Genomic DNA, 25380 nt, shown 5'->3' on the forward strand with positions numbered 1-25380 from the left:
TTAGTATCCGCGCTCCCAAGGAGGGGACCATGACGAAGCCCTACAAGCCGGAAGGCTATGCGAGCGTGTCGGTGTACCTGATGGCCAACGGCGCTCAGCGCGTCATCGACTTCTTGAAGAAGACCTTCGATGCCCAGGAGCTGCGCCGGTACGACGCGCCCAACGGCACGATCATGCACGCCGAGGTCCGCATCGATGACACGGTGGTGATGATCTCGGACGGGGGAGGGCCGTATCCCGCCTTCCCCGTCTGGCTCCACGTCTACGTGCCGGACGTGGACGCCACCTACCAGCGGGCCCTGGCCGCGGGCGGAGTCTCCGTCCAGGAGCCGGTCCAGAAGGGCGATCCGGACCGGCGCGGAGGCGTGAAGGATCCCGCCGGCAATACGTGGTGGATCTCCACCCAGGTCGGCTGAGCCAGGGCGAGGGCATGCCCGTCAGTCGGCGGGCGCGGCGCCTGGGCCGGACGCTCAGTAGACGCGGACGTTGTCGATGCCCGCGCCGAAGAAGGTCCCGTCGTTGGCGTCCAGCGAGGCGAAGCCCACCGCGGTGAGCGGGCTGTTGGCGACGAACGAGAAGGTGTGGGTCTGCCAGGGCGTCATGAAGTAGGCCGGCGTGCCCTGCGTGCTGACGGAGTGGCTGGACACGGCCACGCCGTTGACCCCCACCCAGAAGCTGGAGACAGCCCCGGTGCCCGCCGACAGCGCCGCGTAGTTGAACGTCACCGTGTAGGTCCGGCCCACCACGGTCGGGAACGTCTGCGTCGCGGCGCCGTTGCCGTAGTTGTAGTAGCCGTTCTTGAGCGACAGCCACTGGCTGCCCTCGCTGGCCAGCGCGGTGTTGGTCCCGAAGGCGTGCGAGCGCACCAGCGTCACGCCGTAGCCCACGTCCGTCCACCCCTTCAGCGCGCCGGTGACGGTGCCGCCGCCGTTGCGCACGGCCGGGATGCCGACGGAGGTGCTGATGCGCTGGGCCTCGAAGCCCGAGTTCACCAGCAGGCCCACGCCCGTGGAGCCGGTGGCGAACTGCTTGTAGGCGTGGGCGAAGCGACTGCCGAGCTCCACGGTGCCGGCGGTGTCGTAGTGCAGGTCATCCGCGTTGCGCGACAGATCATCGGTGAGCACCAGCGCCGCGCGTGGATCCGCCTTGGCCACGGCGACCTGGGCGGCCTGGACGTTGCTCCAGTACGCGGCATACCCCGAGGGGTTCACCTGGCCCATGATGAAGGGCAGGCTCGGCTGGCCGTAGCCGGTGCGCGCCAGGGAGATGAACTCCTGGAGCCGCGTCTGGTAGGCCGCCGAGCTCTCCTGGGTGGTGCCGTCCGTCTCTCCCTGCATCCAGAAGAAGGCGGAGAGGCGCCCCGTGTCCCCCAGCGCCGAGGGCATCCAGTAGGCCGCGGTGTGGTACCGGGTGAAGAGCTGATGGGCGAGCTCGTTGCTTGCCGGGGCCCAGTCCTGGCCGGGGGAGGGGGCGAGGCTGGTGGCGCCCACCGCGTGCTTGACGACGGCAACGCGCGGGTAGCCCAGGGTGTCGGCGATGTCCTTGCCGGCGCTCAGCTCCGGCCCGAAGGCGCTGCCCGTGTAGAGCACGTTCACCAGCTCCGTGGGCGCCTGCATGTCGTTCCAGCTGGGGTAGAGGACGGAGGAGTTCGGTCCCCAGAACTTCACCTTCGTCTGCGCGCCAGCGTACGCCGCCAGGGGCCCCGTCAGCTGGGAAGAGGTGGCCGCGTAGCCGACCATGTTCGACTGGCCAGCGAAGATGAACACCGGGATCTCCGCCCCCGCGTCGGTGGGAACGGCGGCTCCCAGCAGGGTGGACAGGAAGGCGACGGCAGCACGCATCGGAGTGGCTGGCTTCATGGTCGGACGTCCTCGTTGGAGCAAGGCTGGACACCGGAGGGCTCATCCCTCCGCGTCAGCATGCGGGCGTCCGTGTAGCTGGACCGGCCGGGTGAGGCTGTGAGCGGCTTCTCTCGGAAGCAGTGAGCGCGTTCACAGACAGGGGCCGAGCGGGCGCTGGCCCCTCGAGTCGCCTGGGCGGTACCTCATGTTACCGCGCTTCATTCCCCTTCCAGGTCTCGTTTCAGCTTCGAGAGCAGGTCCACCGCCGCGGTGGCGTACGAGGAGATCCACCGGTCGTGGATCTCCTTGAAGGGGGCCGCGTTCAGGTAGTTCCACCGCTTGCGCCCCTCGCGCACGGGGATGATCAGCTCCGCCTTCTCGAGCACCCCCAGGTGCTGCATCACCGTGCAGCGGTCCAGGGCCGCCTCGAAGTGCTCGCACAATTCCCCGGTGGTGCGCGGCCCTTCCTTCAGGAGATCCAGGATCTCCCGCCGCCGCGAGTCCGCCAGTGCCTTGAACAGGAGATCGTCCCGGGCCGCCCTTGACATGTTATAAATCTATAACATATCCATGGGTAGAACCCAAACGGAAGGCGAGCCCCATGGAGCCCAAGTTCCAGGTACAGCTGAAGATCCAGAAGCCGGTCGCGGAGGTCTTCGAAGCCGTCGTCAATCCCAAGAAGCTCAGCGGCTACTTCGTCCAGCAGGCGAGCGCGCCGCTGGTCGAGGGCACCACCGTCAAGTGGAGCTTCATGGAAGTGCCGGGCGAGTTCGATGTCATCGTCCGCCAGGTCATCAAGGACGAGCGCATCGTCTTCGAGTGGCCGGCCGACGACAGCTACAACACCCGGGTGGTGATGGTCTTCAAGCCGATCGATCCCAGGAACACGATGGTGCAGATCAGCGAGTCCGGCTGGAAGGCTGACGACAAGGGGATCGAGGCCTCATACGGCAACGCCGGCGGGTGGATGCACATGATGATGTGCCTCAAGGCCTACCTCGAGCACGGCATCAACCTCCGCGCCGGCGGGGCCTTCTGAGTGAGCAACTGGTATGACAAGCATACCAGTCGGTGGCGGTCTCGCCCGACATGGGCCCCTCCACGGCACGATGACTGGTGCGTGTCCGGAGCTCAGGGCCGGGCGGTGTCACCCGCGCCCTCGCTCGCGGGGCGGCAGTGCGGGATGTAGTTCTTCAGGTATCCCTCGACGTCGCTCTTGCTTCCGCCCAGCTCGAAGTAGCGGGGCAGGAGCGCGTGGAAGCTGGCGCAGTCCCCTGCGTTCGCGGCCTCGAGGCCGGAGCGGGTGAGCAGGCCGCCGAGGTAGGGCTTGAGCTCGCGCGTCTGGCCGCACTTCGCATCCAGCTCGAGGAACATCTCGCGCGCCGCCTTGTAGCCCTGGGTGATGAGGCGCCGGTTCATCTCCTGGCTGTAGCCCGCGAGGATGCCGGACTTGTCGCAGGTGGCCAGGTGCGCGTTGTACTGCGTCCCCGCGTTGTCATAGTGGTTGGAGCCGACTCCCAGCGCGGTCTTGATCTTGTTGCTGATGTACTTGAAGTGGTCCGAGGTGGGGTGGCGATCCAGGAACTGCTGCCACCGGGCGACGGCCTGCTCCACCTGGCCTCGGAGCATGTACGCGTCCCCGTATAGCTCGAGAGCCCGCCGCGTGCGGAACTCCCGCTGTCGGGGCAGGCTGGCCTCTGCCTCCTCGAGCGCCTGATCCAGCATGCGGAACCCGTCCTTCATGGCGGAGGGAGCCTGGTCGGCGAGAGTGGGCCCCATGTGGAACACGGGATCGCCATCCCGGAACTTCCCCATCAGGATGAACTCCGCCACGCCCAGGGCCGCCTCGTCGTCGTAGGAGAGCGTGCGGTGCCGCGCCAGCCTCAGCCGCTCCTCATCCTCGGGCTGGAGCTTCAGATCCGTACTGCCGATGTACGCCGCGCCATCGATGACGTTGTGGAAGCGGCGGAAGTGCTCGGCGCTCTCACGGATGTAGGCCAGCGCCTGCTCGCGCCAGCCCTGCAACAGGGCCAGCGCCTGCTTCTCGTGCCCGGGCAGGACGACGTGGGGGGACTGCTTCGCCAGGTGCTTCACCCGGAGGGTATGGAGCAGGTACTGCATGCGGACCTGCCGGTAGCCCAGGCGCATGGCGGACGCCCTCTCGTCTGCGTCGGGAGGAAGGGGCGCCTCGAGGAACTCCTCGGCCCGCCGTCCGAGCGCCTCGTACACCTCGGAGAGGGTGTCGGCCCGCTTCACCTCCGAGGCCTTGAGCCGCTCGAGGATCTGTTCGTGGCGCTCGCGCGCGAGCAGGAACGCGGGCGCCTTGCTGACCACCGCGGCCAGCTGCTTGCTGGCCTCCTGGAGCTTGCCCTGGTCCGCCAGATCGATGCCCTTGGAGTAGCTCAGGAGCGTGTCCAGGTCCGGGGCCCGGCTCCGGAGCCGGGGAGTTCCGCTGAGCTTGAGCTGCAGGCCCGCCACGAACCTGCTCACCAGCTGCTGCTGCAGATCGAAGAGCTTGTTCTTCAGGCCGGTGACCTGCTCGCCGACGATGACGCCGCCGGTCTTGTTCTCGACGAGCCGGATGTCGATGCGTAGCTGGGGCTCCATGGCCAGGAACGAGCCGGCCACCGTGTACTGCGCGCCCACCAGCTGGCCGATGCGCACCGACGTCTTCGGATCGAAGTACTTGCTCCGCTGGAGCTTCTGCTCGTCGATGATCTGCTGGAGCTTCTCGCGCTCGACGAGCTGGAGCTCCTGCACGGAGGACAGGTCCGTCACCATCATGTCCGCGAAGCCCTTCTGCAGCACGTCGAGCGAGGCGTCGCCGGTGTTGTTGTCGAAGTAGAGGACGGCGACGACGCGCTTGGCGGCGGTGCTCTCCGCGTGGGCGGTCAGCGCGGGGACGAGCAGGCTCCACAGGGCGAGAGCCAGCAGGCGGGACTTGGGGACCATGGGTCCATTAGAGCCCAATCCCCAGCGTCGGAACATCCTCCCGGAGGCAGTCCCTCCGGGAGGAGTCCGGGTTCATCACGGCAGGGAGAGGTCGAGGCTCACCCGGACGCCGAACTGGCACGAGGCCGAGTTGCCCGAGCCGTCCTTGGCGGTGCACGTGACGGGCGTCAGGCCCGGGATGAAGAGGGAGCCGGGCGGGTGGCTGCAGGTGACCTGCGCCGGGCCGCACGTGTCGCTGGCCGACACGTGGAAGTCGACGGCGATGCTGATCTGTCCGAGGCTGATGGAGGCATCCACGGAGATGGGGCAGCTGATGACCGGCGGCGTGGTGTCGCCGCGCACCGTGACGTTGAAGGCGCAGGAGGCGGTGTTCTCCGAGCCGTCCGTCGCGGAGCACGTGACGGCCGTCTGGCCCACGGGGAAGGTGGCGCCCGAGTCATGCGAGCAGGTGACGGGGGCCTCGCCGCAGTTGTCCGCCGCCGACGCCTGGAAGTAGACCGCCGTGCCGTTCGGAGAGCAGCTCTCGATCGTCTGCGAGGCGGAGCAGCTCACGGTGGGCTTCGTGGTGTCCACCACGGTGACGGCGCCCACGCACTGCGCGCTGTCCTCGCCGTCGTTGGCCGTCAACGTGACGTAGTGGCTGCCCAGGCCGAAGGGCCCGGCGGGCGACTCGGAGACGGAGAGCGGACCGGGCTGGCCGTCCGGATCATGGCTGCCGTTGTTCACGCTGGCGCTGGCCTGGCACTGGGCGTCGGCGCTGACGGTGATGTTCTGGCAGATGGCCACGGGCGGCTCGTTCTCCGGGGGCGGGGGAGGGGGCGAGCACGAGAAGTCACCCGCGACGTTGGAGCGGAAGGTGTTGAGCCGAGGCTTCTGCCAGTGGCTCACCGGGTGGGCGGGGATGCTGCCGTCCTCGTTCACGTTGGTGACGGAGTAGGCGTGCTGGTTCCAGATGCGGCGCGTGTGAGCCCAGCCCTCCTGCGTGTCGTGGTACACGCGGATGCCGTGGTACGGCGGGTAGGCCAGATCGTTGGTCGCCACGATCAGATCCGCCGCGAAGTCTCCGTCCACGTCCGCGATGACCGGGTTCTCGTGCGTGGTGCCCGAGCTGTGCCGCGTCTGGAAGCGCACCGCGCCCGTGGCGCCGTTGTAGATGCGCAGCGACACCTCGTCCGCGAACACCAGCTCCATGTTCCCGTCGTCCTCGAAGTCGAACGCGGTGGCGCCGGACTTGCCGGAACTCCAGTCCTGGATGGGGCTGCTCCACTTCACGCTGCCGTCGCTCTCCAGCACGCTGAAGGCGTTGTCGCCCACCACGCCGATCTCCGGCAGGCCGTCATGGTCCACATCCGCCAGGGTGGGGCCGCCGCCACAGCCGTTCGAGCAGCCACCCGGGATGTCCTTGGTCCACAGCAGCGCGCAGTTGTCATCGAGCAGGCTCACCTTGCCGTGGCCGGCCACGACGATCTCGCCCTTGGTGTCGCCGTCGAAGTTGCCCACCGCCGACAGGCCCGACTCGATGGTCGTGTTGGCGCACTTCAGGCTGCCATCGGCCCTGTACACCGAGCGGCCGTTGATGACTTCCTGCGTGCCGTCGCCGTCGATGTCGGCCGCGAACGACACCGGGCCCGTGTACTGCGCGCCGCCCATCCCGTCCGTGCCCACCCACTTCAGCGCCCCCGTGTTGCTGTACACGCGGTTGCCGTCGAGGATCTCCACCGTGCCGTCGCCGTCCAGATCCGCCAGCGAGGGGCCGCCCCACTCGTTGTAGTCGAACGCGTCCTCGGCCGATCGGAACTTGAAGGTGCCGTCGTTCTCGTAGCAGATGATGCCGCGCCCGTTGGACGGGATGCCGCAGATCTCCACCTTCCCATCGCCGTCGATGTCTCCCAGCGCGATGCTCGCGGCGGCCTTGATGCGGTGGGCCGGATCCGTCACCGCCCACAGGTCGCGCCCGTCATCGCCGCTGATGGCGCGCAGCACGCCCTCCCTCCAGTCCACGTCATCCTCGGGCACGTCCCGGAAGGAGCTGAAGATGACGTCGGGGGTGCCGTCCTGGTTCACGTCGGCCACCGCTGGCGTCATCATCACCTGGTTGAACTCGGGCAGGGTGGAGCTGCCGGTCCATGCCCACTGCAGCGCGGGCTCGAAGTGAGGGACGAAGGGGGGGCGGTCCTCGCACTCCTCCTGGAGGTTCCGCGCCGCTCGCGCCTTCGCCGCGTCCTCCGCGCTCGTGGTGTCGCACGCGCCGCCGAAGGCCAGCGCTGCCAGCGCCGCGACGAGCCGCTTCTTGTGGATGCCACGTCCGTACGCCATGTCGCATCTCCTCCGCTCTGGGGGTGAGCCCGCAGACCCGACTCGGACTGATTTGCGTCAGACCGTTTTTTCGGGATCTCCGTGGAGGAAGGTGTCCGCGTACTTCAAGAGCCCGGCAATTTTCCCCGCTGCGCGCCGTGGATGCCGCCAGTGTATGGAGGTTGCCTCCACGCACGGCGTGACCAGCCGTCACGCTCGCCGAGGTGCTCGGGTCGTCACTCCTTGCCCGAGCCCTTCGGCGGGCCCTCGCTGCCCAGCGGCGACAGCTTTCCGGACAGCGCGCCGGCCTGCTCGTGCGGCATCAAGTCCCTGGGCGAGCGGTAGTACTGCATCGGCGAGTAGTGCAGGAAGTTCGACACGCGGCTGGTGTACAGGCACGCGTACTGCTCCACCTGGTACCCGAAGCGGCTGTTCTCGTTGCCTTCCTTGAACAGCAGCCCCCAGTACGGGTTGAAGCCTTCCTCCACGTCCCGCTCCAGCGTGTCGGCGATCCCCATCGACTCCTTCAGCGCGCGGCGCACCACGTCCAGCTCCGACTTCAGCTGCCGCCGCGCCTCCTCCTCGCGCGCTCGCTCCTCCGGGCTCAGCGTGTCGCGCTCCAGCCGCCGCTCCAGCGTATTGAGCGCCGTCTTGATGGCGTTCACCTCGTCATCCAGCCGCGCCCGGGTGATCTCGATCTCCGACAGCCGGGAGATCTCCTCCCGCCGCGCGTCGGTGTAGGTGATCTCGTCCTCGATCTCCTGGACGATCATGCACGTGCGCCACAGCGAGGACTTCTTCGACTTGAGGATGTCGCCGTAGATGTGATCGCCCACGTAGAGGATGTTCTCGCCCCGGTGGCCGGTGAGCTCCTCGAACTGCGCCAGGTTGCCGCCCGAGTACACCTTGCCGCGCTCCAGCGTCTTCGCCTCGCCCACCACGCGCCCTTCCTCGGTGGAGCTGTCCAGCTCCAGGAACGGCCGCTGCTCGCCGAAGAAGCCCGGCTTGCCCGCCGCCGTGACGACGAAGTCGAAGTAGTTGCGCCAGCTCGGGTACTCCGGCAGCTGCCCGTCCAGCAGGTAGCTCATCACCGCCTTCGTGTAGTCCCACGCCGAGTTCGTCAGCAGGAACAGCCGCTTGCCCCCCGAGCGCAGCTTGTGCAGCGTGGGCCCCAGCTCCGGATCCTGGAAGATGTAGCGGGACAGATCCTTGCGCACCTCGCGCTTGAGCGAGTTGTCCCGGTGCACCGTGTCGATCGCCTCGCGGATGTTGTCGTACAGCTTGCCGTAGTCCACCCGCTCGCCCAGCGACTCCAGCAGCTCGATGATGCCGGCGAACAGGCACGTCTCCGGCAGCGCGAACAGCGTGTCGTTCCACGCGAACCGCGGATCCTTGGGGCGCACCAGCTTGTGGCGGTACAGCTCCCGGCGCACCTCCGTCTTGAGCGGCCGCAGCCCGTGCCACCCGCGCCCCACGTGCCCGAAGCGGTCCATCTTCAGGATGTTGCCGTGCAGGCGGTCCACCGCCAGCCCGCGCATCACGAAGTGGTGATCGTAGAGCAGGTGGCCGATGACCGGGTTGTAGCCGTACTGGCCCACCAGCCTCGCCAGCGTCATGTCGAACGAGAGCTGCTCGAGCCGCCGCATGTGGTAGATGGCCAGCGTGTAGTCCATGTCGAAGCCGATCAGCTCCACCGTGGACATCCGCAGGTTGCGGTTGACGAACACGTCCCGCGCCCTGGGCGTATCCGGGCGCTCGCGGGGGGCGCTGAGCAGGCGGGAGAGCTCGCCGTTTGTCAGGAGCTCCTGGGCGCGGCGGGCCGCTTCTTCGGCGCGGGCTCGGTTCAGCGAGGAGCGGAAGCTGCCGTGGAGGAGATCCTCCGGCGTGGGTCCGCCGGGGATGGGGGCGTTCGGGGGTACAGTGGGTGCCAAGCGATCCAGGGTCATAACACGCGCCCCGCGCCCGAGCACTCACACGGCGCGTCCTCCTTGCGGGTATCCGAGGGAGCGTGGCACGCTCCGGGGTGCGATGCGGTCGCCAGCCAGACGCCAGCCCTCGGACGCCGAGATCCACGCGCGGCTGTCCGCCCGAATCGAAGCCCTGGAGGACCGGGTGCGTCGGCTGGAGTCGCACGTCCGTCGCGCCGTGTCCTCCGGCCAGGTCCGCTCCAAGGCCAGCACTCCAGCCAGGCAGGCACGCTCGCGGAAGCCTCGGCCGCGCTGCCCCGGCTGCACGCTGGAGCTGCCTCGCGGCCGGCGCGGTGAGACGTGCGTCTGGTGTGGCTTCCACTTCTCCGCCGTCCGACGACGGGCAGGCAAGGGATGACGGGCTCCAACTACCGGCTCACCGGGCAGATCGAGGCGGGAGACCTGGCGGAGCTCTACAAGGCCTCGCAGGATTCCGGCGACGACGTGGTGGTGAAGCTGTTCCACGCCAAGACGTCGGACCCGGCCTACGCGCGCGCGCTGGCGGAGACGTCCCGGGTGCTCAACCCGCTGCCCCACCGGGGCATCGTCCACTACGTGGACATCGGCTTCGTGAAGCAGCGGCTCGCCGTGGTCCGCGAGCACGTGGATGGCCACACGCTCGGCACCGCGCTCCAGCGGCTCCACACCAAGGAGGTCCTCCTCCCGTCGGCGCTGGCGCTCTACCTCATCATCCAGCTGGCCGAGACGGTGCAGAAGGCGCACGACGCTGGAGTCATCCACGGCGCCATCACCCCCGGCAACCTGCTGCTGTCCCGCGAGGGGCTGCCGGGCATCTGCGACTTTGGCGCGCTCCGGGCGCTGATGGCGGTGCCGGAGCTCAAGCGCAGCTTCGCCACCCGGGGCCGCAGCGCCTACCGCGCCCCCGAGGTGGGCCGTGGGGATGAGCCGAGCGTCGTCTCGGACGTCTACTCCCTGGGCGCCATCGCCTACGAGCTGCTCACGCTGCGCGAGGCCGTGGTCTCCGGCGGCGCCACCATCAGCACCCGCAGCGGAGGCCTGCCGCCCCCCAGCCGCCTGGACCGGCGCATCAACGCGCGGCTGGATCCCCTCATCCTGCGCGCGGTGGAGCCGCTGCCCAGCCGGCGCTACCGCTCGGCGGGGGACTTCGCCTCGGCGCTGCGCAACTTCTTCTCCGCCAGCGGCGGCATGCCCGGCCAGGAGGATCTGCGCCGCTTCGTCCGCGAGCTCGTGCCCAACGAGGTGAACCTGACCTCCCTGGGCCCCGTGCCGTTCTCCGAGTCCTTCCGGCTCACGCCCGTCACCGGGGCGGAGATCGCCGATGTGCGCGCCGAGCCCCTGGAGGCCTCGGTGGTGGCGCGTCCCTCGTTCAGCCGCTCGCTGCGCGAGGACGAGGCGATGGCGGAGACCACGGAGGCCGCCCCGGTCTTCGAGGAGTACAAGCCGGAGGACTGGGCACCGCGAGAGCCCACCCAGCTGGCCCCGCCCAAGGCCGAGCCCGTGCAGGAGCGCACCCGGCTGAGCCCGCCCCGGGACGAGCCCTCCGTGGAATACACCCCGGTCGACGCGCCCGGCGCCGAGCCCGTGCAGGAGCGCACCCGGCTGAGCCCGCCTCGGGACGAGCCGACGATGGAGCGCACCCAGGCAGTTGCGCCTCGGGATGAGCCCGCCCTGGACGCCACCCCCGTCAACCCGCCCCGGTCCGAGCCGTACTCCTCGCTGGAGCCCACCCGCGCCGGGCAGCAGGCACCCGTGGACGAGGGCGAGCACACCGAGCGGAGCGCCGTCGGGCCGATGGAGCAGGGCTGGGAGGCTCCGCCGGGCGCGGCGCCGCCCAGGGCTCGCAAGCAGCTCGTCCCGCAGGGAGGCGTCAGCTCCGGCAGGGAGGGCACCCACGTCGGTCGCAACCCCCGGTTCAAGTGGGTGGAGGACTTCTCCGACGAGAAGACGCGCCTGGCGGACGATCTCCAGGCCGAGTCTCCGCCGCCCGCCAAGGGCGGAACGAGCGCCCGGGCCGCGCTCCCGCCCGCGCCGCAGACATCTTCTCGCCCGCCGCCTTCGCTCGTACGCCCGCCGGCCGCGGAGGAGCCCCCTCAGCACGGCCACAAGGATCGGCCCGAGATCCCCATGCCGCCGCCCACGAGCGATGACATCGCCGCGGCGGGGGGAGGCAAGCGCCTCTTCACGGAGGAGCGCAACCTCCTGGCCCTGACGCGCCGGCGGCAGCGGGCCCTGGGAATGGCCGCCGCCATCGCGGTGGTGGGCCTCTTCGCATTCCTGCTCGCCGTGTGGCAGTTCGACGGGCCTCCGCCGCAGCAGCCGAAGGCAGCGGAGCCTCCGGAGGATCCCCGCGCGTCCGCCATCACCGGCGCGGTGGAGCAGTACGGCACGCCCCGCCCCAAGCCCGAGTCTCCCAAGCCCGAGGCCAGCGCGCCGGGCGAGCGGGAGGAGGGGGTGGAGGCGCCCAAGCCGGATGCCAACTCCGCCTTCATCACCCTGAAGACCAACGTGCCGGCGCGCGTCTTCATCGATGGGGTGCTGCAGCGCAAGCGGACGCCGCTGGTGAAGTACCCGGTGAAGCCCGGCAACCGGAGCTTCGTGCTGGAGTCCATCGGGACGAAGGAGCAGGTTCCCTTCAACCTGCGCCTGGAGCGCGGCAAGCACCACGTCGTCGAAGAGGTCTTCAAGTCCCCCCCGAGGCGCTAAAGCATGGAGCGGACCCGCGTCTACGTCGTCGAGGATCAACCCCAGCTGCTCAAGAACCTGGTGAAGGTGCTGGGGACGTTTCCGGAGCTGGAGGTGGTGGGCACCTCGCAGGATGGCGAGGAGGCCGTGGAGGACATCCTCCGGGTGCGGCCCCAGCTCGTCCTGCTGGATCTGGAGCTGCCCGGCATCAACGGCATCCAGGTGACGCAGCGGGTGAAGCGCCGGGCCCCCGAGGTGGAGATCCTCATCCTCACCTCGTTCGAGGATGAACAGAAGGTGTACGAGGCCATCCAGGCGGGGGCCTCGGGCTACCTGGTGAAGCGGGTGGGGCCGGAGAAGATCCGCTCCGGCATCCAGGAGGTGATGGAGGGCGGCACGGTGCTCGAGCCCATCATCGCCCGCAGGTTCTGGAACTACTTCCAGTCCATTCAGGCGAAACCGCCGGACAAGAAGGACAACCCCTGGGGGCTCACCCCTACCGAGTACGAGGTGCTGCGCTACGTGGCCAAGGGGCTGTCCAACGCCGAGGTGGGGCAGGTGATGACGATGGAGCGGCGCACGGTGCGCACCCACCTGTCCCATATCTATCGGAAGATGGGCGTCAACTCGCACGTGGAGGCCGTAGTGTTGGCCCTGCGCGCGGGCATCGTGGAGCTGTAGCGAAGCCGCTCCCCTCCTTATATAGGGGGGATCATGCCCAAGGCTCCTCCGCGTCCCCCAGCTCCCAAGGCGGATCCCGCTCTCCAGTCCCTGCTCGAGGTCTACGAGGCCACGCTGTCCAACGGCCTGCGCGTGCGGCTGCTGCCCAACCGGCAGACCCCCGTGGTGAGCCTCTACACCTTCTTCCAGGTCGGCTCGCGCAACGAGCGCCCCGGCATCACCGGCATCAGCCACCTGTTCGAGCACATGATGTTCAACGGGGCCAAGAAGTACGGCCCCAAGGAGTTCGACCGGGTGCTCGAGTCGAACGGCGGCCGCTCCAACGCGTACACCTCCAATGACATGACGGTGTACTACGACGACTTCTCCTCGGACGCGCTGGAGACGGTGCTGGATCTGGAGTCGGACCGGATGCGCTCGCTGCGCATCTCGGACGCCACGCTGGCCAGCGAGCGCGAGGTGGTGAAGGAGGAGCGCCGCGTCCGCGTGGACAACGAGATCACCGGCATGCTGGACGAGGAGCTGGGCACGCTCGTCTACAAGGCCCACCCGTACCGCTGGCCCGTCATCGGCTGGATGGCCGACATCGAGAACATCTCCCGCCACGACTGCGAGGACTACTTCCGCACGTACTACGCGCCCAACAACGCGGTGCTGTACGTGTCCGGTGACATCGATCCGAAGAAGACGCTGGCGCTCATCCGCCGCTACTACGGGGACATCCCCAAGGGCCCCAAGCCGCTGCCGGTGATCGACGCCGAGCCGTCCCAGAAGGGCGAGCGGCGCGCCGCGCTCCGCCACCCGGCGCAGTCACCCTCGCTGATGCTCGGCTTCCGCGGCCCGCGCGCCACCGAGCAGGACACCCTGGTGCTGGACGTCATCCAGTACGCGCTGAACAAGGGGGAGGGGAGCCGGCTGGTGAAGGGGCTCGTCTACGAGCAGCAGATCGCCGTGTCCGTGATGTTCGACTGGGGCTGGCGCATCGATCCGGGCACGCTCGTGTTCTACCTGGAGCTCAAGCCGGACTCGGATCCCCAGAAGGCCGAGGCCGCCCTCTACGCCGAGCTGGAGAAGGTGGCGCGAGACGGCCTCACCGAGCGCGAGCTGCAGAAGGCCAAGAACAACCTGCGCGCCGATCAGCTCCGCGAGCTGGGCACCAACAGCGGCCGCGCCCACGCGGTGGGCCACTACGAGGCGCTGCTGGGCTCGTGGCGCGAGCTGCTCACCCTGCCTGACCGCTACGCCTCCATCACCAACGAGCAGGTGAAGGCCACCGCGGCCAGGTACTTCGCGCCCGAGCGGCGCTCCGTGGTGACGCTGCTCCCCGAGTCCGAGCCCCAGTCCGAGTCCGACACCGCCGCCGCCTGAGCAGCCCTGAGCTTCCAAGGAAACCCGATGGCCACCCGAGCCCGATCCCGAGCCACCCCGAAGCAGGAGAAGACGGCGGCCTCCCGCCCGCTCAAGCTCCCCGCAGTCACCGAGAGCACCACCTCCAGCGGCCTGACGGTGCTCGCCGCCGAGCGCGGCCCGCTGCCGCTCGTCTCCGCGCGCCTGGTGCTGCGCGCCGGCAGCGCCACGGACCCGAAGGACAAGTTCGGCCTGGCCGACTTCACCGTGCGCCTGCTGCGGCGTGGCACCGCCCGCATGAGCGCCGACGAGCTCGACGAGGCCATCGAGTTCGTGGGCGCCAGCGTCTCCGGCGGCGTGAGCGAGGATCTGATGTCGCTCTACGTCACCACGCCCGCCGAGCACTTCCCGGCCATGCTCTCCGTGCTGGGGCAGCTGGTGCGCGAGCCCACCTTCCCCGAGAAGGAGGTGGAGCTGGCCCGGGACCGCGCGCTGGCGCAGTTCGCCAACGATCTGGACGATCCGGGCACCGTGGCGGACCGGGCCTTCACCCGCGCGCTGTGGGGAGACCATCCCTACGGGCATGACGTGGGGGGCTCGGCCCCGCACGTGCGCACCTTCACGCGGGAGGACGTGGAGCGCTTCTACCGCCAGCGCATCGGCCCCAAGGGCGCCCTGCTGGTGGTGGTGGGCGCGGTGAAGCCTGAGCTGGTGGCCGCCGAGGCCGAGAAGGCCTTCGCCGGCTGGACGCAGCCCGAGCAGCTCGAGCCCGAGGCGGCTCCGGCCGTGGAGGGCGTGGCGCAGGCGGGGAAGATCCTCATCGTGGACAAGCCGGACCAGACGCAGTCCCAGGTCCGCATCGGCGGGCCGGGCTACCGCCTGGGCCACCCGGACTACTTCCCGGCCACGGCGATGAACATCGCCCTGGGCGGAGGCTTCACCTCCCGGCTCGTCAACGAGATCCGCGTGGAGCGCGGCCTGTCCTACGGCGTGGGCAGCTACTTCGACGCCATGAACGCCGGCGGCGCCTTCGCGATCACCACCTTCACCAAGACGGCCTCCACGCGGGAGATCATCGACGTGGCGCTCGGCGAGGTGGCCAAGGTCCGCAAGGGCGGCATCACGCCTCGCGAGCTCAAGTCGGCGCAGACGTACCTGGCCGGCCTCTACCCGCTGCGCACGGAGACCAATGACTCCGTCGCCTCCATCCTGGCGGACATCCGCGTACACGGGCTGGGGGAGGACTGGGTGGAGAAGTTCCGGGATCGGCTGCGCGCGGTGACGCCCAAGCAGGCCAGGGAGGCCGCCGCGAAGTACCTCTTCCCCAAGCCCCCGGCCATCGTGGTGCTCGGCAAGGCCTCCGAGGTGCGGAAGCAGCTCAAGGGCCTGGGCCCCATCTCCGTGGCGTCGGTGTCGGAGTACGAGTGACCGAGCTCCGCGTTCTCCACGAGGGCGCGGGGCTGCTCGTGGTGGCCAAGCCCGCCGGGGTGCTCGTCATCCCCGGGCGCGGCGAGGGTGAGCCTTCCCTGCGCGAGCTGCTCGAGGAGCAGCTGCGCCGCAAGGTCTTCGTGGTGCACCGGCTGGATCGCGACACCTCCGGGGTGCTCGTCTTCGCGCTGGATGCCGAGCGGCACCGCGCGCTCTCCCAGGCCTTCGAAGGGGGCCAGGTGCGCAAGCGCTACCGGGCCCTGGTGGAGGGCAGGGTGGATGCGCCCCAAATGGTGGACGCGGCGCTGGTGCCCGCGCGCAAGGGGCGCATGCGAGTGGCCCGGCCAGGAGAGCAGGGCAAGCCGTCGCGCACGCGCGTGAGGCCGGTGGAGACCTTCGAGCGGGCCTCGCTCGTGGAGGCCGAGCCGCTCACCGGCCGCACCCATCAGATCCGCGTCCACCTGCTGTCCCTGGGGCACCCGCTGCTGGTGGATCACCAGTACGGCCGCTCCGAGCCGCTGACGGAGAAGGAGCTCGGCGGCACCTCCGACACGGTGGTGTTGGCCAGGACTCCCCTCCACGCGGCAAGGCTCGAGTGGCCCGCGCTCCCCGGAGTGGAGCCTCGCGCATTCGATGCGCCGCTGCCCGAGGACATGGGCTGTGCGCTGCAACTGCTGCGCGGCATGTCTCAGCGCTGAGCTCCGACGTGTCAAAAGCCGGGGCGACGCGTCGGCGACACACGTCGAAATGGCCGGATCCTCGACGCTTCCCCGCCGCTTCGCTCGGAGACGCGCGTCGCCTCGTGACAGGAAGGGCCGGGCACGTGTCTTGCTATCGCCACGGCCTGTGTTGAATCCCGGGTGTTGTGGGATGCCTGTTTCCGCCTGCTTGTGTCGACTGTCAGAGGCAGAGTGTATGAAGTGAAAGAAGTTGATTGCGGATTTTTCTATATAGGCTAAACAGTCTGTGCGGCAGAGGGGGCGACCATGGTGGGGAGGATCAACGGCGATCCAGCGGAACGGTCGGCGCTCAATAAGACCGCAAACGAGGAAATCCTCGCGACCGTTGCCTCGGCAGCGCAGACCTACAACGTGACCTTCGAGATCACCTTGCCAGTTGACGAGACACCCTGCACTCTCTCGAACGCGGATTCTGCGGGAAAAGGAACCATCCCTGCTTTCAGGGTGAATCTCCTGCCTCTCTCTTCGTCTTCACGCCTGTACCCAACCCCACGCTGAAGCTTCACCTGGTCTTCACCGCTCGTCGTATTCGCACATCTGCTGTTTTCACCTACACGAGAATTTAACAGCATTTGAGAATTTCCCCCTCAAGGGAGGAGTGCAATGCAGCAACTCAGTCGTAGTTGGAAAGGAATGATGGCGGCAGGGCTCCTGGCCTGGACCGCTGCCTGTGGAGGCGCCTCGCAAGACGCGACTCAGGGCAACGGGCAGGGCGCGGCGCTCACCGGCGCGACCTCGGTTCCGGGCACTCCGCCCGCGGGCTACGAGGGCTCGGCGCTGCAGAAGCAGGCCGCTGCCACCGCTCTGGCCACCACCCCGCTGGCTCCGATCGTCACCGAGTCCGGCTTCATCTCGCTGTCGCTGGACGGAGTTGGCACCAACGGCTCCTCCGGCATCGTACAGGTCAACAAGCCCGCGGGCGCGACGGTGAAGGCCGCGTACCTGGCGGCCGCCAGCACCGGTTTCTCCAACTACTCCATCCCGAACGGCGGCGTGAAGATCGACGGCCAGTCGGTGAACTGGGGTCGCTCCATCCAGAGCGGCATCTCCTCGTACAACCACTGGGCGGACGTCACCTCGCTGGTGGCCAGCAAGATCAACTCGGCCCCCGCCGGCCGCGTGAACTTCACCGTCACCGAGACGCAGAGCTACAGCGTGGACGGTGAGATCCTCGCGGTGGTGTTCAACAACCCGGCCGCGACGACAGTCAACACGGTCATCCTGCTGTTCGGCGCCCAGAGCACCGGCGGCGACACCTTCCGCATCGGCCTGGCCGAGCCCATCAACAAGGCCGACCCGAACCTGGGCCTGGATCTCTCCCTGGGTATCTCCTTCGGCTACCAGGACGGCTCTTCCTCCGAGCGCCAGGTCAGCATCATCGACGTCAACGGCTCGCGGCTGACCTCGCAGGCCGGTGGCCAGGATGACGGCGCCTCCGAGGACGGCGCGCTGATCACCGTGGGCGGCCTGGACGACTCCAACGCCAACCCGAACCCGAACGCCGGTGGCCCGGGCTTCCGCGGGGATGACGAGCTCTATGATCTGCGTCCGTTCGTCGCCAACGGCGCCACGCAGATCACCATCGCCACGCGCAACCCCTCCAACGACGACAACATCTTCTTCGGCGCGCTGTCGCTGACCTCCGCCGCGGCCATCATCGGCGAGGGCATCGTCCTCGGCCCCACGACGTCCACGGGCCCGGTGGGCAGCAGCCACACCGTGACGGCCACCCTGCAGGATGACAACGGCAACCCGCTGCTCAACCGCACGGTGACCTTCCGCGTGCGCACCGGCCCCAACGCCAACGTCACCGGCACCGCCGTGACGAACGCCCAGGGCAAGGCCACCTTCACCTACACCGGCAACGGCGGGGTGGGCCGCGACGACATCCAGGCCTCCTTCGTGAGGTCCAACGGCCAGACGGCGACGTCGAACTCCGCGTTCCGTGACTGGACCGCGGCGAACCGCCCGCCGACTGCCTCCTGCGGCAACCTGGTCCTCGAGGCCGACCTGACCTGCGGCGCCACCGGCTCCATCAACAACGGCTCGTCCGATCCGGACGGTGACCAGTTCAACTGCACCCAGTCTCCCGCGGGCCCGTACGGCCCGGGCACCACGACCGTCACCCTGACGTGCACGGACTCCAAGGGTGCCTCCGCGAGCTGCTCCGCCACCGTGCAGGTGGTGGACAACACCGGCCCGTCGATCGTCTGCCCGAGCAACAAGGTGGCCGAGTGCGTGGACAACGCCGCGTTCGTGGACGCGGGCCTGGCCACCGCCAGGGACAACTGCGGTGAGGCCAACGTGAGCAGCCCGCCCCCGGCGAGCTACCCGCTGGGCGTCACCCCCGTGGTGCACACCGCGACCGACTCCTCGTACAACACGGCCAGCTGCACCAGCCTGGTCACCGTTCAGGACACCCAGGCTCCCGCCATCGTCCTGCGCGGCGAGGGCACCATCGCCCTGGAGTGCCGCGCGGCCTTCACGGATCCGGGCGCCGTGTCCAACGACGTGTGCGTCGGCGGCGCGTCGACCATCACCACGGCCGGCTCCGTCAACACGGGCGCCCCGGGCACCTACGCGCTGACCTACACGGCGACGGATCCGTCGGGTAACGCCTCGTCCGTCTCGCGCGCGGTCATCGTCGAGGACACCCAGGCTCCCACCATCACGCTGAACGGCGGGGCCTACATCGACGTGGAGTGCAACGGCGACTTCGAGGATCCGGGCGCCGTGGCCAACGACGCGTGCCAGGGTGCGCTGCCCGTCACCATCTCCGGTGGCATCGACTCGACCCAGTCCGGCACCTACGTCATCACCTACAGCGCGGCTGACTCCGCGGGCAACGCCGTCAGCGTGACCCGTAACGTCACCGTGGGTCCGTGCGAGACCTGCATCGAGATCAACCTGAGCGACTACAACCTGTTCCTGCTCGGGGACTACAACGGTGGCCACGACGTGGTGGGCAAGGTGGCGGCCGGCGGCAACATCACCATGGATAACTTCGCGGTGGGCTCGGGCCTGGCGGCCAGCGACACGGCCAACGTGCTGGTGGCCGGTGGCAACCTGTCCCTCAACCGCGGCGCGGTCTTCGGTGATGCTCGCTACGGCGGCAGCTTCAGCACCAACCCGTCCGTCATCTTCCCGCGTGGCGGCGCGGCTCAGGGCACGCCGATCGACTTCGCGGCCAAGGCCGCCGAGCTGCAGGCGCTGTCCGCGCAGCTGGCCAGCCTGCCGGTGAATGGCACCACCACGAAGTACAACTGGGGTGGCATCTACCTGAAGGGCACCGACGCGAGCGTGAACGTGGTCAGCGTCCAGGCGAGCGACTTCAACGGCGCCAAGCTGCTGGACATCAACGCTCCGGCCGGCTCGCTGATGGTGGTCAACATCTACGGCGCCTCCGCCACGTTCGGTGGCTTCGGCACCCAGTTCAGCGGCGGCGTCAACCAGACCGGCGTCGTGTACAACTTCGTCGGGACCACCAGCATCAGCGCTCAGGGCTTCGGCTTCTGGGGCACGGTGCTGGCGCCGAGCGCGGACGTCACGTTCCACAACGGCAGCTGGGACGGCGGCTTCTACGCCAAGTCCTTCACGGGCAACGCCGAGGGTCACATCAACCCGCTCGGCGACCACAGCATCTGCCCGCCGACGTCGGACTACAACTACTGAGCCGGTGGGGGCTCGGGCCACCGGGCTCCCTCCGCTCCTGAGTCAGGAGCTGCCTCCTGACTCCACCCGCCGGGCCTGAGCACGCCTCGGGCCGGCGGGAAGAGGGCTCCAGCACTCCGGTGCTGGGGCCTTCTTGCGTTTCAGGCAGTCCCCCCGGCACACACTTCCACCTAGAAAGCCCCACTACCCGACAGCCCCGCTCTTCGTGAATACCTTGCGCTCGATTCCGACCTGACGGTAAAGGTGCACCCCCACGAAATTCTTTCCGGCCGACGCGCCGTCGGGGGTGCCGGCCAATGGGGGCAACATGAGAAAGCAACAAGGGAAGTTCACGAAGGCAGCGCATGGCGCGAGGGCCCTGTCCCTCGCGGTGCTGGCTTCATGCGCGAGCGCGGTGGAGGAAGAGTCCCTGTCCCAGCAGCGCTCGGCGGTCTCCACGGCGGAGGCCTGCGAGGTGGTTCCGCCCTTCAATCCCAACTTCGAGCCGGAGCTGGAGTGGGAGTGGACGGGCAGCACCGTCCTGCCCAACCACAAGCAGGTGATGATGACGCCCATCGTCGCGGAGGTGAGCGGCGATGGCGTGCCGGACGTGATCTTCAACACCTTCGCGGGCACCAACTACACCACCGATGGCGTGCTGCGCGCGATCAGCGGGGCGGACGGCAGCGAGCTGTGGACGGTGACGGATTCGACGCGCCGGGTGCGAGGCGCGGCGAGCATCGCGGCCGGAGACATCGACGGCGACGGGAAGGTGGAGCTGTGCACCATCCCCGAGAACGGCACGGGCGTCATGTGCTTCGAGCATGACGGGACGTTCAAGTTCCGGACGGGGACCAACTCGACCAACAACTGGGGTGGCCCCTCGCTGGCGGATCTGAACGGCGACGGGACGGTGGAGATCATCGACGGCAACACCGTCTACTCCAACACGGGGGTGATGAAGTGGAGGGGCTCGGACGGGCCCGGTGGTCCGGGCAGCACCGGACCGCTCTCCTTCGCGGCGGACATCGACCAGGACGGCACGCCCGAGGTGGTCAACGATCGGGCCATCTACCTGGCCAACGGCACCCCGAAGTGCGTGAACAACAACATCGGCCACGGGCTGGCGGGCGTGGGCAACTTCGACGCGGATCCGTACGGCGAGGTCGTCGTGGTGTGGGAGGGCCGCGTGACGTTGATGGACGACACGTGCGCCACCCTGTGGACGCAGCAGATCCCCGGCGGCGGAGCCGGCGGCGCGCCCAACATCGCGGACTTCGACAATGACGGGCAGGCGGAGATCGGCGTGGCGGGCGCCAGCCAGTACGTGGTCTTCGAGACGAACGGGACGCTGCGCTGGAGCAGCCCCACGCAGGACCTCAGCTCCAACCGCACCGGCTCCTCCACCTTCGACTTCGAGGGGGATGGCAAGGCCGAGGTCGTCTATGGGGACGAGACGCGGCTGCGCATCTACGACGGCGCCACGGGCGCGGTGCGCTTCAGCGTGCCGCACAGCTCGGGCACCACGTACGAGAACCCCGTCATCGTCGACGTGGACGGCGACAACAACGCGGAGATCGTCATCGCCTCCAACAACTACGCCAACCCGGGCGTGGCGGGCATCCGCGTGTTCCGCGACAAGAAGGACGGCTGGGTGAACACCCGGCGCATCTGGAACCAGCACGCGTACTCCGTCACCAACGTCAACGAGGACGGGACGATCCCCCAGCACGCGGCGACGAACTGGAGGACCGCGGGCCTCAACACCTTCCGAGCCAACAGCCAGGGCGCCGGCACCACCAGCCCCTTCGCGGCGGCGGATCTGGTGGCCTCGGATGTGGCGGCGGCGTGTGACAGCGCCACGCAGGGCGTGAGCCTCACGGCCCGGGTGCGCAACCTGGGTGACGCGGCCGCCTCCGCGGGCCTGCCGGTGGCCTTCTACCGGGGCAATCCGGCCTCGGGCGGCACGCTGCTCGGCGTCGTCCAGGTGCCATCCGTGCTGGCCGCGGGCGCCGAGGCGTGGGTGACCCTGCAGCTGGCTTCGCCCCCGGGCGGCTCCGCCCAGGTGTTCGCCGTGGCGGATGACAACGGCTCGGGCGCGAGCCGCGAGCTCGAGTGCCGCGAGGACAACAACGCCGGCTCGGCGCAGGCGAGCCTGGGCTGCGGCGGCGGCAGCTGCATCGAGGTGCGGCTGAGCGACTACAACCTGTTCCTGCTCGAGGACTACAACGGTGGCCACGATGTGGTGGGCAGGGTGGCGGCCGGTGGTGACATCGCCATGGAGGACTTCGCGGTGGGCTCGGGCCTGGCGGCCAGCGACACGGCCAACGTGCTGGTCGCGGGCGGCAACCTGACCCTCACGCGCGGCGCGGTCTGGGGCGATGCCTGGTACGGGGCCGGCTACAGCTCGGACCTGACCGTCATCTACCCGCGAGGCGCCGTGTCCCAGGGCATGCCCATCGACTTCGCGACGCGGGGCGCCCAGCTGCGCGCGCTGTCGGCTCAGCTGTCCGCGCTGGCGGTCAACGGCACCACGACGAAGCACGGCTGGGGCGGCATCTCCCTGTACGGGACGGACCCGAGCGTGAACGTGTTCACCGTGCAGGCCAGTGACTTCACCGGCGCGACGCTGCTGGACATCCAGGCTCCGGCCGGCTCGCTGGCGGTGGTGAACATCCACGGGGCGTCGGCCGCGTTCTCCGCCTTCGGCCACCAGTTCGGCGGGGGCATCGACCAGCACGGGGTGCTGTACAACTTCGTGGATGCCACCAGCATCAACGCCCAGGGCTTCGGCTTCTGGGGTACGGTGCTGGCGCCGTACGCGGACGTCACGTTCACCGACGGCAGCTGGGATGGCGGCATGTACGCGAAGTCGCTGACGGGCAACGCGGAGGGCCACATCAACCCGCTGGACGAGCACGTCATCTGCCCGGACGTCCAGAACTAGCAGGCCGGGGAGGGGGCTCGTGCGCGGGTCCCCTCCGCCGTTCGGTCCAGCTGAGCCAGGCCCTGTGCCGGGCTCAGGGCTTGCCCAGGATGAACTCGTTGGACATGCCGGTGTGCCCCGCGTAGTCCTCGACGATGAGCTTCATCGAGCTCTCCGTGGAGTCATCGCCGGTGAACCGCTGCTTGAGCTCTCCGTTCTTGAAGGCATCACTCACCTTCGGGTCCACATTCCCCTGGGTGGAGCGGACGATCACCCGGCCGTTGAACAGCGCCGCATCCGGCCCCAGCGCCCGGATGGTGACCATGAAGGGACGGTGGCGAATCTGCTCGCCGATGGGATCGATCTCGAACCCGGTGAGGTTGAGCGGCGGGTTCACCTGAAGGCCCTGCTCGAGCACCACCTGCCGCCCGTCCTGGAGCTGGACCTTCACGTCCTGTGCTCCCACGGCCAGCCACGGGATGACGTCCACCGTGAGCTGGCGGCCGCTCTTCTGGGCCTGGATGACGTCGAACTCCTTGTCCGCGATGCGCACCCGCTCGGTGGCGATCAGCTCCGCGCCGTTGCTGCCGTAGTCCACCTTCACCGGCAGCACGCCTTCGAACTCCAGCGTGAGCAGGAAGCGCGAGTCCGCGGGGATGCTCGCGGGCTCGACGGACACGAGCGTGGGCAGGGGCAGCTCACTCGAGCCACACGCGCACAACAGCAGGACAGGCAGCGACACCCATTGACGCATGACGGACATAGCGTCGCTCAGTGAGGCCGGACGCGGAAGGAGTTCGACAGCCCCTTGTTACCCCGACTGTCCTTGACCAGGACGTAGACCCCTGGGCCCTGCTGGGACAGGGAGATCTCCTCCACACGCACTCCGCCCGAGAAGGCTCCCCGGGTGATGGACTTCAGGTGCCCCTTGCTGGCGCGCAACGTCACATCCCCCGAGAAGCTGTTGGCGTCCGGGCCCTCGGCGCGGATGGTGATCCGGAAGGGCTTGTTGCGGACCTGCTCCTGGATGGGATCGATCTGGAAGCCGGTGATGCCGCCTCCGATCTCCTCGAACGGCTCATCCGGCCCCGGGCCTCCATCGCCCTGCGTCCCGCCATCATCGGACCGCGGGGTGCCGTTGAGCGTCGGCGCGGGAACGATCGAGAAGGCGCGCTCCCGCAGGGCCTCGCGGCCATCCGCCAGCGTCACCTGGATGTCGTAGTCGCCCAGCTCCAGCCCCTCGGGGACCGGGACGATGAGCGTGCCGTCCGGCTCGGCGAAGGGGGTGTCCACCTGCCGCCCCGCCAGGCGCACCGTCATCGCCAGCTGCTCGGGGTCCACGAGCTGCTCCTGGTAGTCCACGGTGATGGGCAGCAGCGCGTCCACCCGCACCGAGAGGCTGGACGGCACGCCCACGGCCACCCGCTCCGGAGACACCGAGACGATGGAGGGAGCCGGCAGCGAGGCGGGCTCGCAGGCGGCCCAGAGCAGGAGAGGCAACAGCGCGCAGACGGCTCGCTTCATGGTTCGTACCTCACGCCCAGGCAGACGCCGGCTCCACCGAGCTGCGCATCCAGGCGGGCTGTCTGGGCGGGGCCATACTCTCCGCGCAGCTCGAGCAGCAGGCTCACGCGCCCGAGCCGGTACGCCCCCTGCGCGGCGAGGAAGGCCATGGGGGCCAGCTTGCTCTCGTCGAAGCCCTGCTGGAAGTCACTGGAGACTTCGTGCTGGAAGGGGAGCACGCCGGCTCCGGCGCGGCCGTACAGCGTGAAGGCCGAGCGCTGGAGCACGGTGAGGCGCGCGGAGGCCAGCAGCGGGCCCGCGAGCACGCGCGAGTGCAGCGTGCCGAAGCCCTCGATCGTCGCATCCAGCGAGGCGCTGCGCACCCCCACCTCCAGCTCCGCCGCGAGCCGCTCCTGCCAGAAGGGCAGGGGATGGGACACGCCCACGGCCAGCGCCGGGCCGCGGTTGGCGCCTCCAGCGAAGAAGGCCCCCGCCAGCAGGTGCAGGGCCAGCTTGCGAGAGGCGGGAGCGACAGGGGGCGGGGCGGCGACCACCGGCGCGGCGATCTCCTGCATCACGCTGGCCTGGGCCCGGGCGGTGTCACGGGCCTCGCGGCGCCGGGCCTCCACGGAGACGGTCTTCGCGTCGGCCGCGGGGCTCACGCGGTAGCGCACGGGAGCTCCGGCCTGAGGCTCCACGCTGGCCCCCTCCGTGGAGAGCTCCAGGTCCGCGGCGCTCAAGGACTCCTCGCCCGCCACCACCAGCCAGCCACCCGAGCGGGGCAGGGGCTCGGGCGAGAGCATCGCCACCAGCGGACGGTGGTCCGGCACCTCCAGCTTCACCACGCGATCGGTCTTCAGCGAGCCGCGCGTGGCCAGCACGTGCGCCTCCTTCATCGCCGGAGGCACCTCGACGGGCACCTGCGCGCGGCCGCGCCGATCCGCCTTCACGGGACCGAAGCGCGCCCCGGCGATCTCGATCACCACCTCCGCGCCGGGATCCGTGGTGACCGGCAGCGTCGTGCGCCCCAGCATGGGGATGCGGACGACGGCCACCTCGGGCGGGCCCTGGGGCGCGCTCACCGAGAACATCAGCACGGCCAGCAGCGGGTACTTGATGTCCGGCGGCGTCCACCGGAACTTCCGGCTCGCGCCGCCCGCGACCACCTGCTGCTCGAAGCTCCCCGAGGACGCCGTCGCGTGCACCGGCCCGGCGCCCTCTGGCAGCCGGACCTCCAGCTCCACCGCCGCGTCCTGCCCGAGCACCACCCGCTCCGGCGTGGCCCGCACTTCCGGTGGCGCCGCTGCCGCGGTCCCCGGAAGCAAGACGAAAGCGAGGGAAAGCACGAACAGCAGGCGCATAAGGAACTCCGCGAACATCACTCC

At 69.2% G+C, this 25380-nt stretch carries 17 protein-coding genes; 9 read left to right on the top strand and 8 right to left on the bottom strand.

Annotated elements, in window-relative coordinates; all coding sequences use genetic code 11:
* Window positions 1-29: 29 nt before the first annotated feature.
* On the top strand, window positions 30-416 hold the full coding sequence (locus tag KY572_RS36035) for a VOC family protein (protein WP_224248230.1): 387 nt from the start codon (window positions 30-32) through the stop codon (window positions 414-416).
* Between the two features lie 54 nt (window positions 417-470).
* Here KY572_RS36035 and KY572_RS36040 read toward each other — a convergent pair whose 3' ends face one another.
* Window positions 471-1859 carry a sialate O-acetylesterase gene (locus KY572_RS36040; protein WP_224248231.1) on the bottom strand — a complete coding sequence of 463 codons (1389 nt, stop codon included), beginning with the start codon at window positions 1857-1859 and terminating at the stop codon, window positions 471-473.
* Window positions 1860-2059: 200 nt separating this feature from the next.
* Complete coding sequence (locus KY572_RS36045) at window positions 2060-2389, bottom strand: ArsR/SmtB family transcription factor (RefSeq protein ID WP_224248232.1); 330 nt, start codon at window positions 2387-2389, stop codon at window positions 2060-2062.
* A 53-nt stretch (window positions 2390-2442) separates the two neighbouring features.
* Between KY572_RS36045 and KY572_RS36050 the strand changes: the two genes are divergently transcribed.
* Window positions 2443-2880, top strand: a complete 438-nt coding sequence (locus tag KY572_RS36050; RefSeq protein ID WP_224248233.1) for an SRPBCC domain-containing protein — start codon at window positions 2443-2445, stop codon at window positions 2878-2880.
* A 92-nt stretch (window positions 2881-2972) separates the two neighbouring features.
* On the opposite strand, the gene KY572_RS36055 is transcribed toward KY572_RS36050, so the two are convergent.
* From KY572_RS36055 to KY572_RS36065, 3 genes are all read right to left on the bottom strand, one after another.
* Complete coding sequence (locus KY572_RS36055; RefSeq protein WP_224248234.1) at window positions 2973-4793, bottom strand: CsgG/HfaB family protein; 1821 nt, start codon at window positions 4791-4793, stop codon at window positions 2973-2975.
* Between the two features lie 75 nt (window positions 4794-4868).
* A complete protein-coding gene (locus tag KY572_RS36060; RefSeq protein WP_224248235.1) occupies window positions 4869-7109 on the bottom strand; it encodes an HYR domain-containing protein in 2241 nt (746 codons plus the stop codon).
* Between the two features lie 215 nt (window positions 7110-7324).
* Window positions 7325-9034 carry an HAD-IG family 5'-nucleotidase gene (locus KY572_RS36065; RefSeq protein WP_224248236.1) on the bottom strand — a complete coding sequence of 570 codons (1710 nt, stop codon included), beginning with the start codon at window positions 9032-9034 and terminating at the stop codon, window positions 7325-7327.
* A 375-nt stretch (window positions 9035-9409) separates the two neighbouring features.
* Between KY572_RS36065 and KY572_RS36070 the strand changes: the two genes are divergently transcribed.
* The 7 genes from KY572_RS36070 to KY572_RS36100 all read left to right on the top strand — a co-directional run bounded on the left by KY572_RS36070 (window position 9410) and on the right by KY572_RS36100 (window position 22513).
* The gene (locus KY572_RS36070; protein ID WP_224248237.1) at window positions 9410-11740 is read left to right on the top strand and encodes a serine/threonine protein kinase; all 2331 of its coding nucleotides are present in this window, start codon (window positions 9410-9412) and stop codon (window positions 11738-11740) included.
* A gap of 3 nt (window positions 11741-11743) precedes the next feature.
* Window positions 11744-12400: a response regulator gene (locus KY572_RS36075; RefSeq protein WP_224248238.1), complete on the top strand. Its 657-nt coding sequence runs from the start codon at window positions 11744-11746 to the stop codon at window positions 12398-12400.
* 33 nt (window positions 12401-12433) lie between these two features.
* Window positions 12434-13768, top strand: coding sequence for a M16 family metallopeptidase (locus KY572_RS36080; RefSeq protein ID WP_224248239.1), 1335 nt, complete (start codon window positions 12434-12436; stop codon window positions 13766-13768).
* Window positions 13769-13795: 27 nt separating this feature from the next.
* The gene (locus KY572_RS36085) at window positions 13796-15175 is read left to right on the top strand and encodes a M16 family metallopeptidase (protein WP_224248240.1); all 1380 of its coding nucleotides are present in this window, start codon (window positions 13796-13798) and stop codon (window positions 15173-15175) included.
* Window positions 15172-15873 carry an RluA family pseudouridine synthase gene (locus KY572_RS36090; RefSeq protein WP_224248241.1) on the top strand — a complete coding sequence of 234 codons (702 nt, stop codon included), beginning with the start codon at window positions 15172-15174 and terminating at the stop codon, window positions 15871-15873. The genes KY572_RS36085 and KY572_RS36090 overlap by 4 nt, the downstream gene beginning before the upstream one ends.
* A 675-nt stretch (window positions 15874-16548) precedes the next feature.
* The gene (locus KY572_RS36095) at window positions 16549-19587 is read left to right on the top strand and encodes a choice-of-anchor A family protein (protein WP_224248242.1); all 3039 of its coding nucleotides are present in this window, start codon (window positions 16549-16551) and stop codon (window positions 19585-19587) included.
* 307 nt (window positions 19588-19894) lie between these two features.
* On the top strand, window positions 19895-22513 hold the full coding sequence (locus tag KY572_RS36100; RefSeq protein WP_224248243.1) for a choice-of-anchor A family protein: 2619 nt from the start codon (window positions 19895-19897) through the stop codon (window positions 22511-22513).
* Between the two features lie 73 nt (window positions 22514-22586).
* Here KY572_RS36100 and KY572_RS36105 read toward each other — a convergent pair whose 3' ends face one another.
* From KY572_RS36105 to KY572_RS36115, 3 genes are read right to left on the bottom strand one after another with little or no spacing between them, the layout of a single operon-like run.
* A complete protein-coding gene (locus KY572_RS36105; RefSeq protein WP_224248244.1) occupies window positions 22587-23255 on the bottom strand; it encodes a hypothetical protein in 669 nt (222 codons plus the stop codon).
* An 8-nt stretch (window positions 23256-23263) separates the two neighbouring features.
* A complete protein-coding gene (locus KY572_RS36110; protein WP_224248245.1) occupies window positions 23264-24016 on the bottom strand; it encodes a hypothetical protein in 753 nt (250 codons plus the stop codon).
* Window positions 24013-25356, bottom strand: coding sequence for a hypothetical protein (locus KY572_RS36115; RefSeq protein WP_224248246.1), 1344 nt, complete (start codon window positions 25354-25356; stop codon window positions 24013-24015). Before KY572_RS36115 ends, KY572_RS36110 begins: the two co-directional genes overlap by 4 nt.
* Between the last annotated feature and the right edge of the window lie 24 nt (window positions 25357-25380).

Origin of the sequence: Hyalangium gracile, assembly GCF_020103725.1 — a bacterium.
Lineage (GTDB): Bacteria > Myxococcota > Myxococcia > Myxococcales > Myxococcaceae > Hyalangium > Hyalangium gracile.

Excerpts from the sequence above, each read along its gene's own strand:
- KY572_RS36035 (WP_224248230.1), top strand. The coding sequence starts at position 30 with ATGACGAAGCCCTACAAGCCGGAAGGCTATGCGAGCGTGTCGGTGTAC.
- KY572_RS36040 (WP_224248231.1), bottom strand. The coding sequence starts at position 1,859 with ATGAAGCCAGCCACTCCGATGCGTGCTGCCGTCGCCTTCCTGTCCACC.
- KY572_RS36045 (WP_224248232.1), bottom strand. The coding sequence starts at position 2,389 with ATGTCAAGGGCGGCCCGGGACGATCTCCTGTTCAAGGCACTGGCGGAC.
- KY572_RS36050 (WP_224248233.1), top strand. The coding sequence starts at position 2,443 with ATGGAGCCCAAGTTCCAGGTACAGCTGAAGATCCAGAAGCCGGTCGCG.
- KY572_RS36055 (WP_224248234.1), bottom strand. The coding sequence starts at position 4,793 with ATGGTCCCCAAGTCCCGCCTGCTGGCTCTCGCCCTGTGGAGCCTGCTC.
- KY572_RS36060 (WP_224248235.1), bottom strand. The coding sequence starts at position 7,109 with ATGGCGTACGGACGTGGCATCCACAAGAAGCGGCTCGTCGCGGCGCTG.
- KY572_RS36065 (WP_224248236.1), bottom strand. The coding sequence starts at position 9,034 with ATGACCCTGGATCGCTTGGCACCCACTGTACCCCCGAACGCCCCCATC.
- KY572_RS36070 (WP_224248237.1), top strand. The coding sequence starts at position 9,410 with ATGACGGGCTCCAACTACCGGCTCACCGGGCAGATCGAGGCGGGAGAC.
- KY572_RS36075 (WP_224248238.1), top strand. The coding sequence starts at position 11,744 with ATGGAGCGGACCCGCGTCTACGTCGTCGAGGATCAACCCCAGCTGCTC.
- KY572_RS36080 (WP_224248239.1), top strand. The coding sequence starts at position 12,434 with ATGCCCAAGGCTCCTCCGCGTCCCCCAGCTCCCAAGGCGGATCCCGCT.
- KY572_RS36085 (WP_224248240.1), top strand. The coding sequence starts at position 13,796 with ATGGCCACCCGAGCCCGATCCCGAGCCACCCCGAAGCAGGAGAAGACG.
- KY572_RS36095 (WP_224248242.1), top strand. The coding sequence starts at position 16,549 with ATGATGGCGGCAGGGCTCCTGGCCTGGACCGCTGCCTGTGGAGGCGCC.
- KY572_RS36100 (WP_224248243.1), top strand. The coding sequence starts at position 19,895 with ATGAGAAAGCAACAAGGGAAGTTCACGAAGGCAGCGCATGGCGCGAGG.
- KY572_RS36105 (WP_224248244.1), bottom strand. The coding sequence starts at position 23,255 with ATGTCCGTCATGCGTCAATGGGTGTCGCTGCCTGTCCTGCTGTTGTGC.
- KY572_RS36110 (WP_224248245.1), bottom strand. The coding sequence starts at position 24,016 with ATGAAGCGAGCCGTCTGCGCGCTGTTGCCTCTCCTGCTCTGGGCCGCC.
- KY572_RS36115 (WP_224248246.1), bottom strand. The coding sequence starts at position 25,356 with ATGCGCCTGCTGTTCGTGCTTTCCCTCGCTTTCGTCTTGCTTCCGGGG.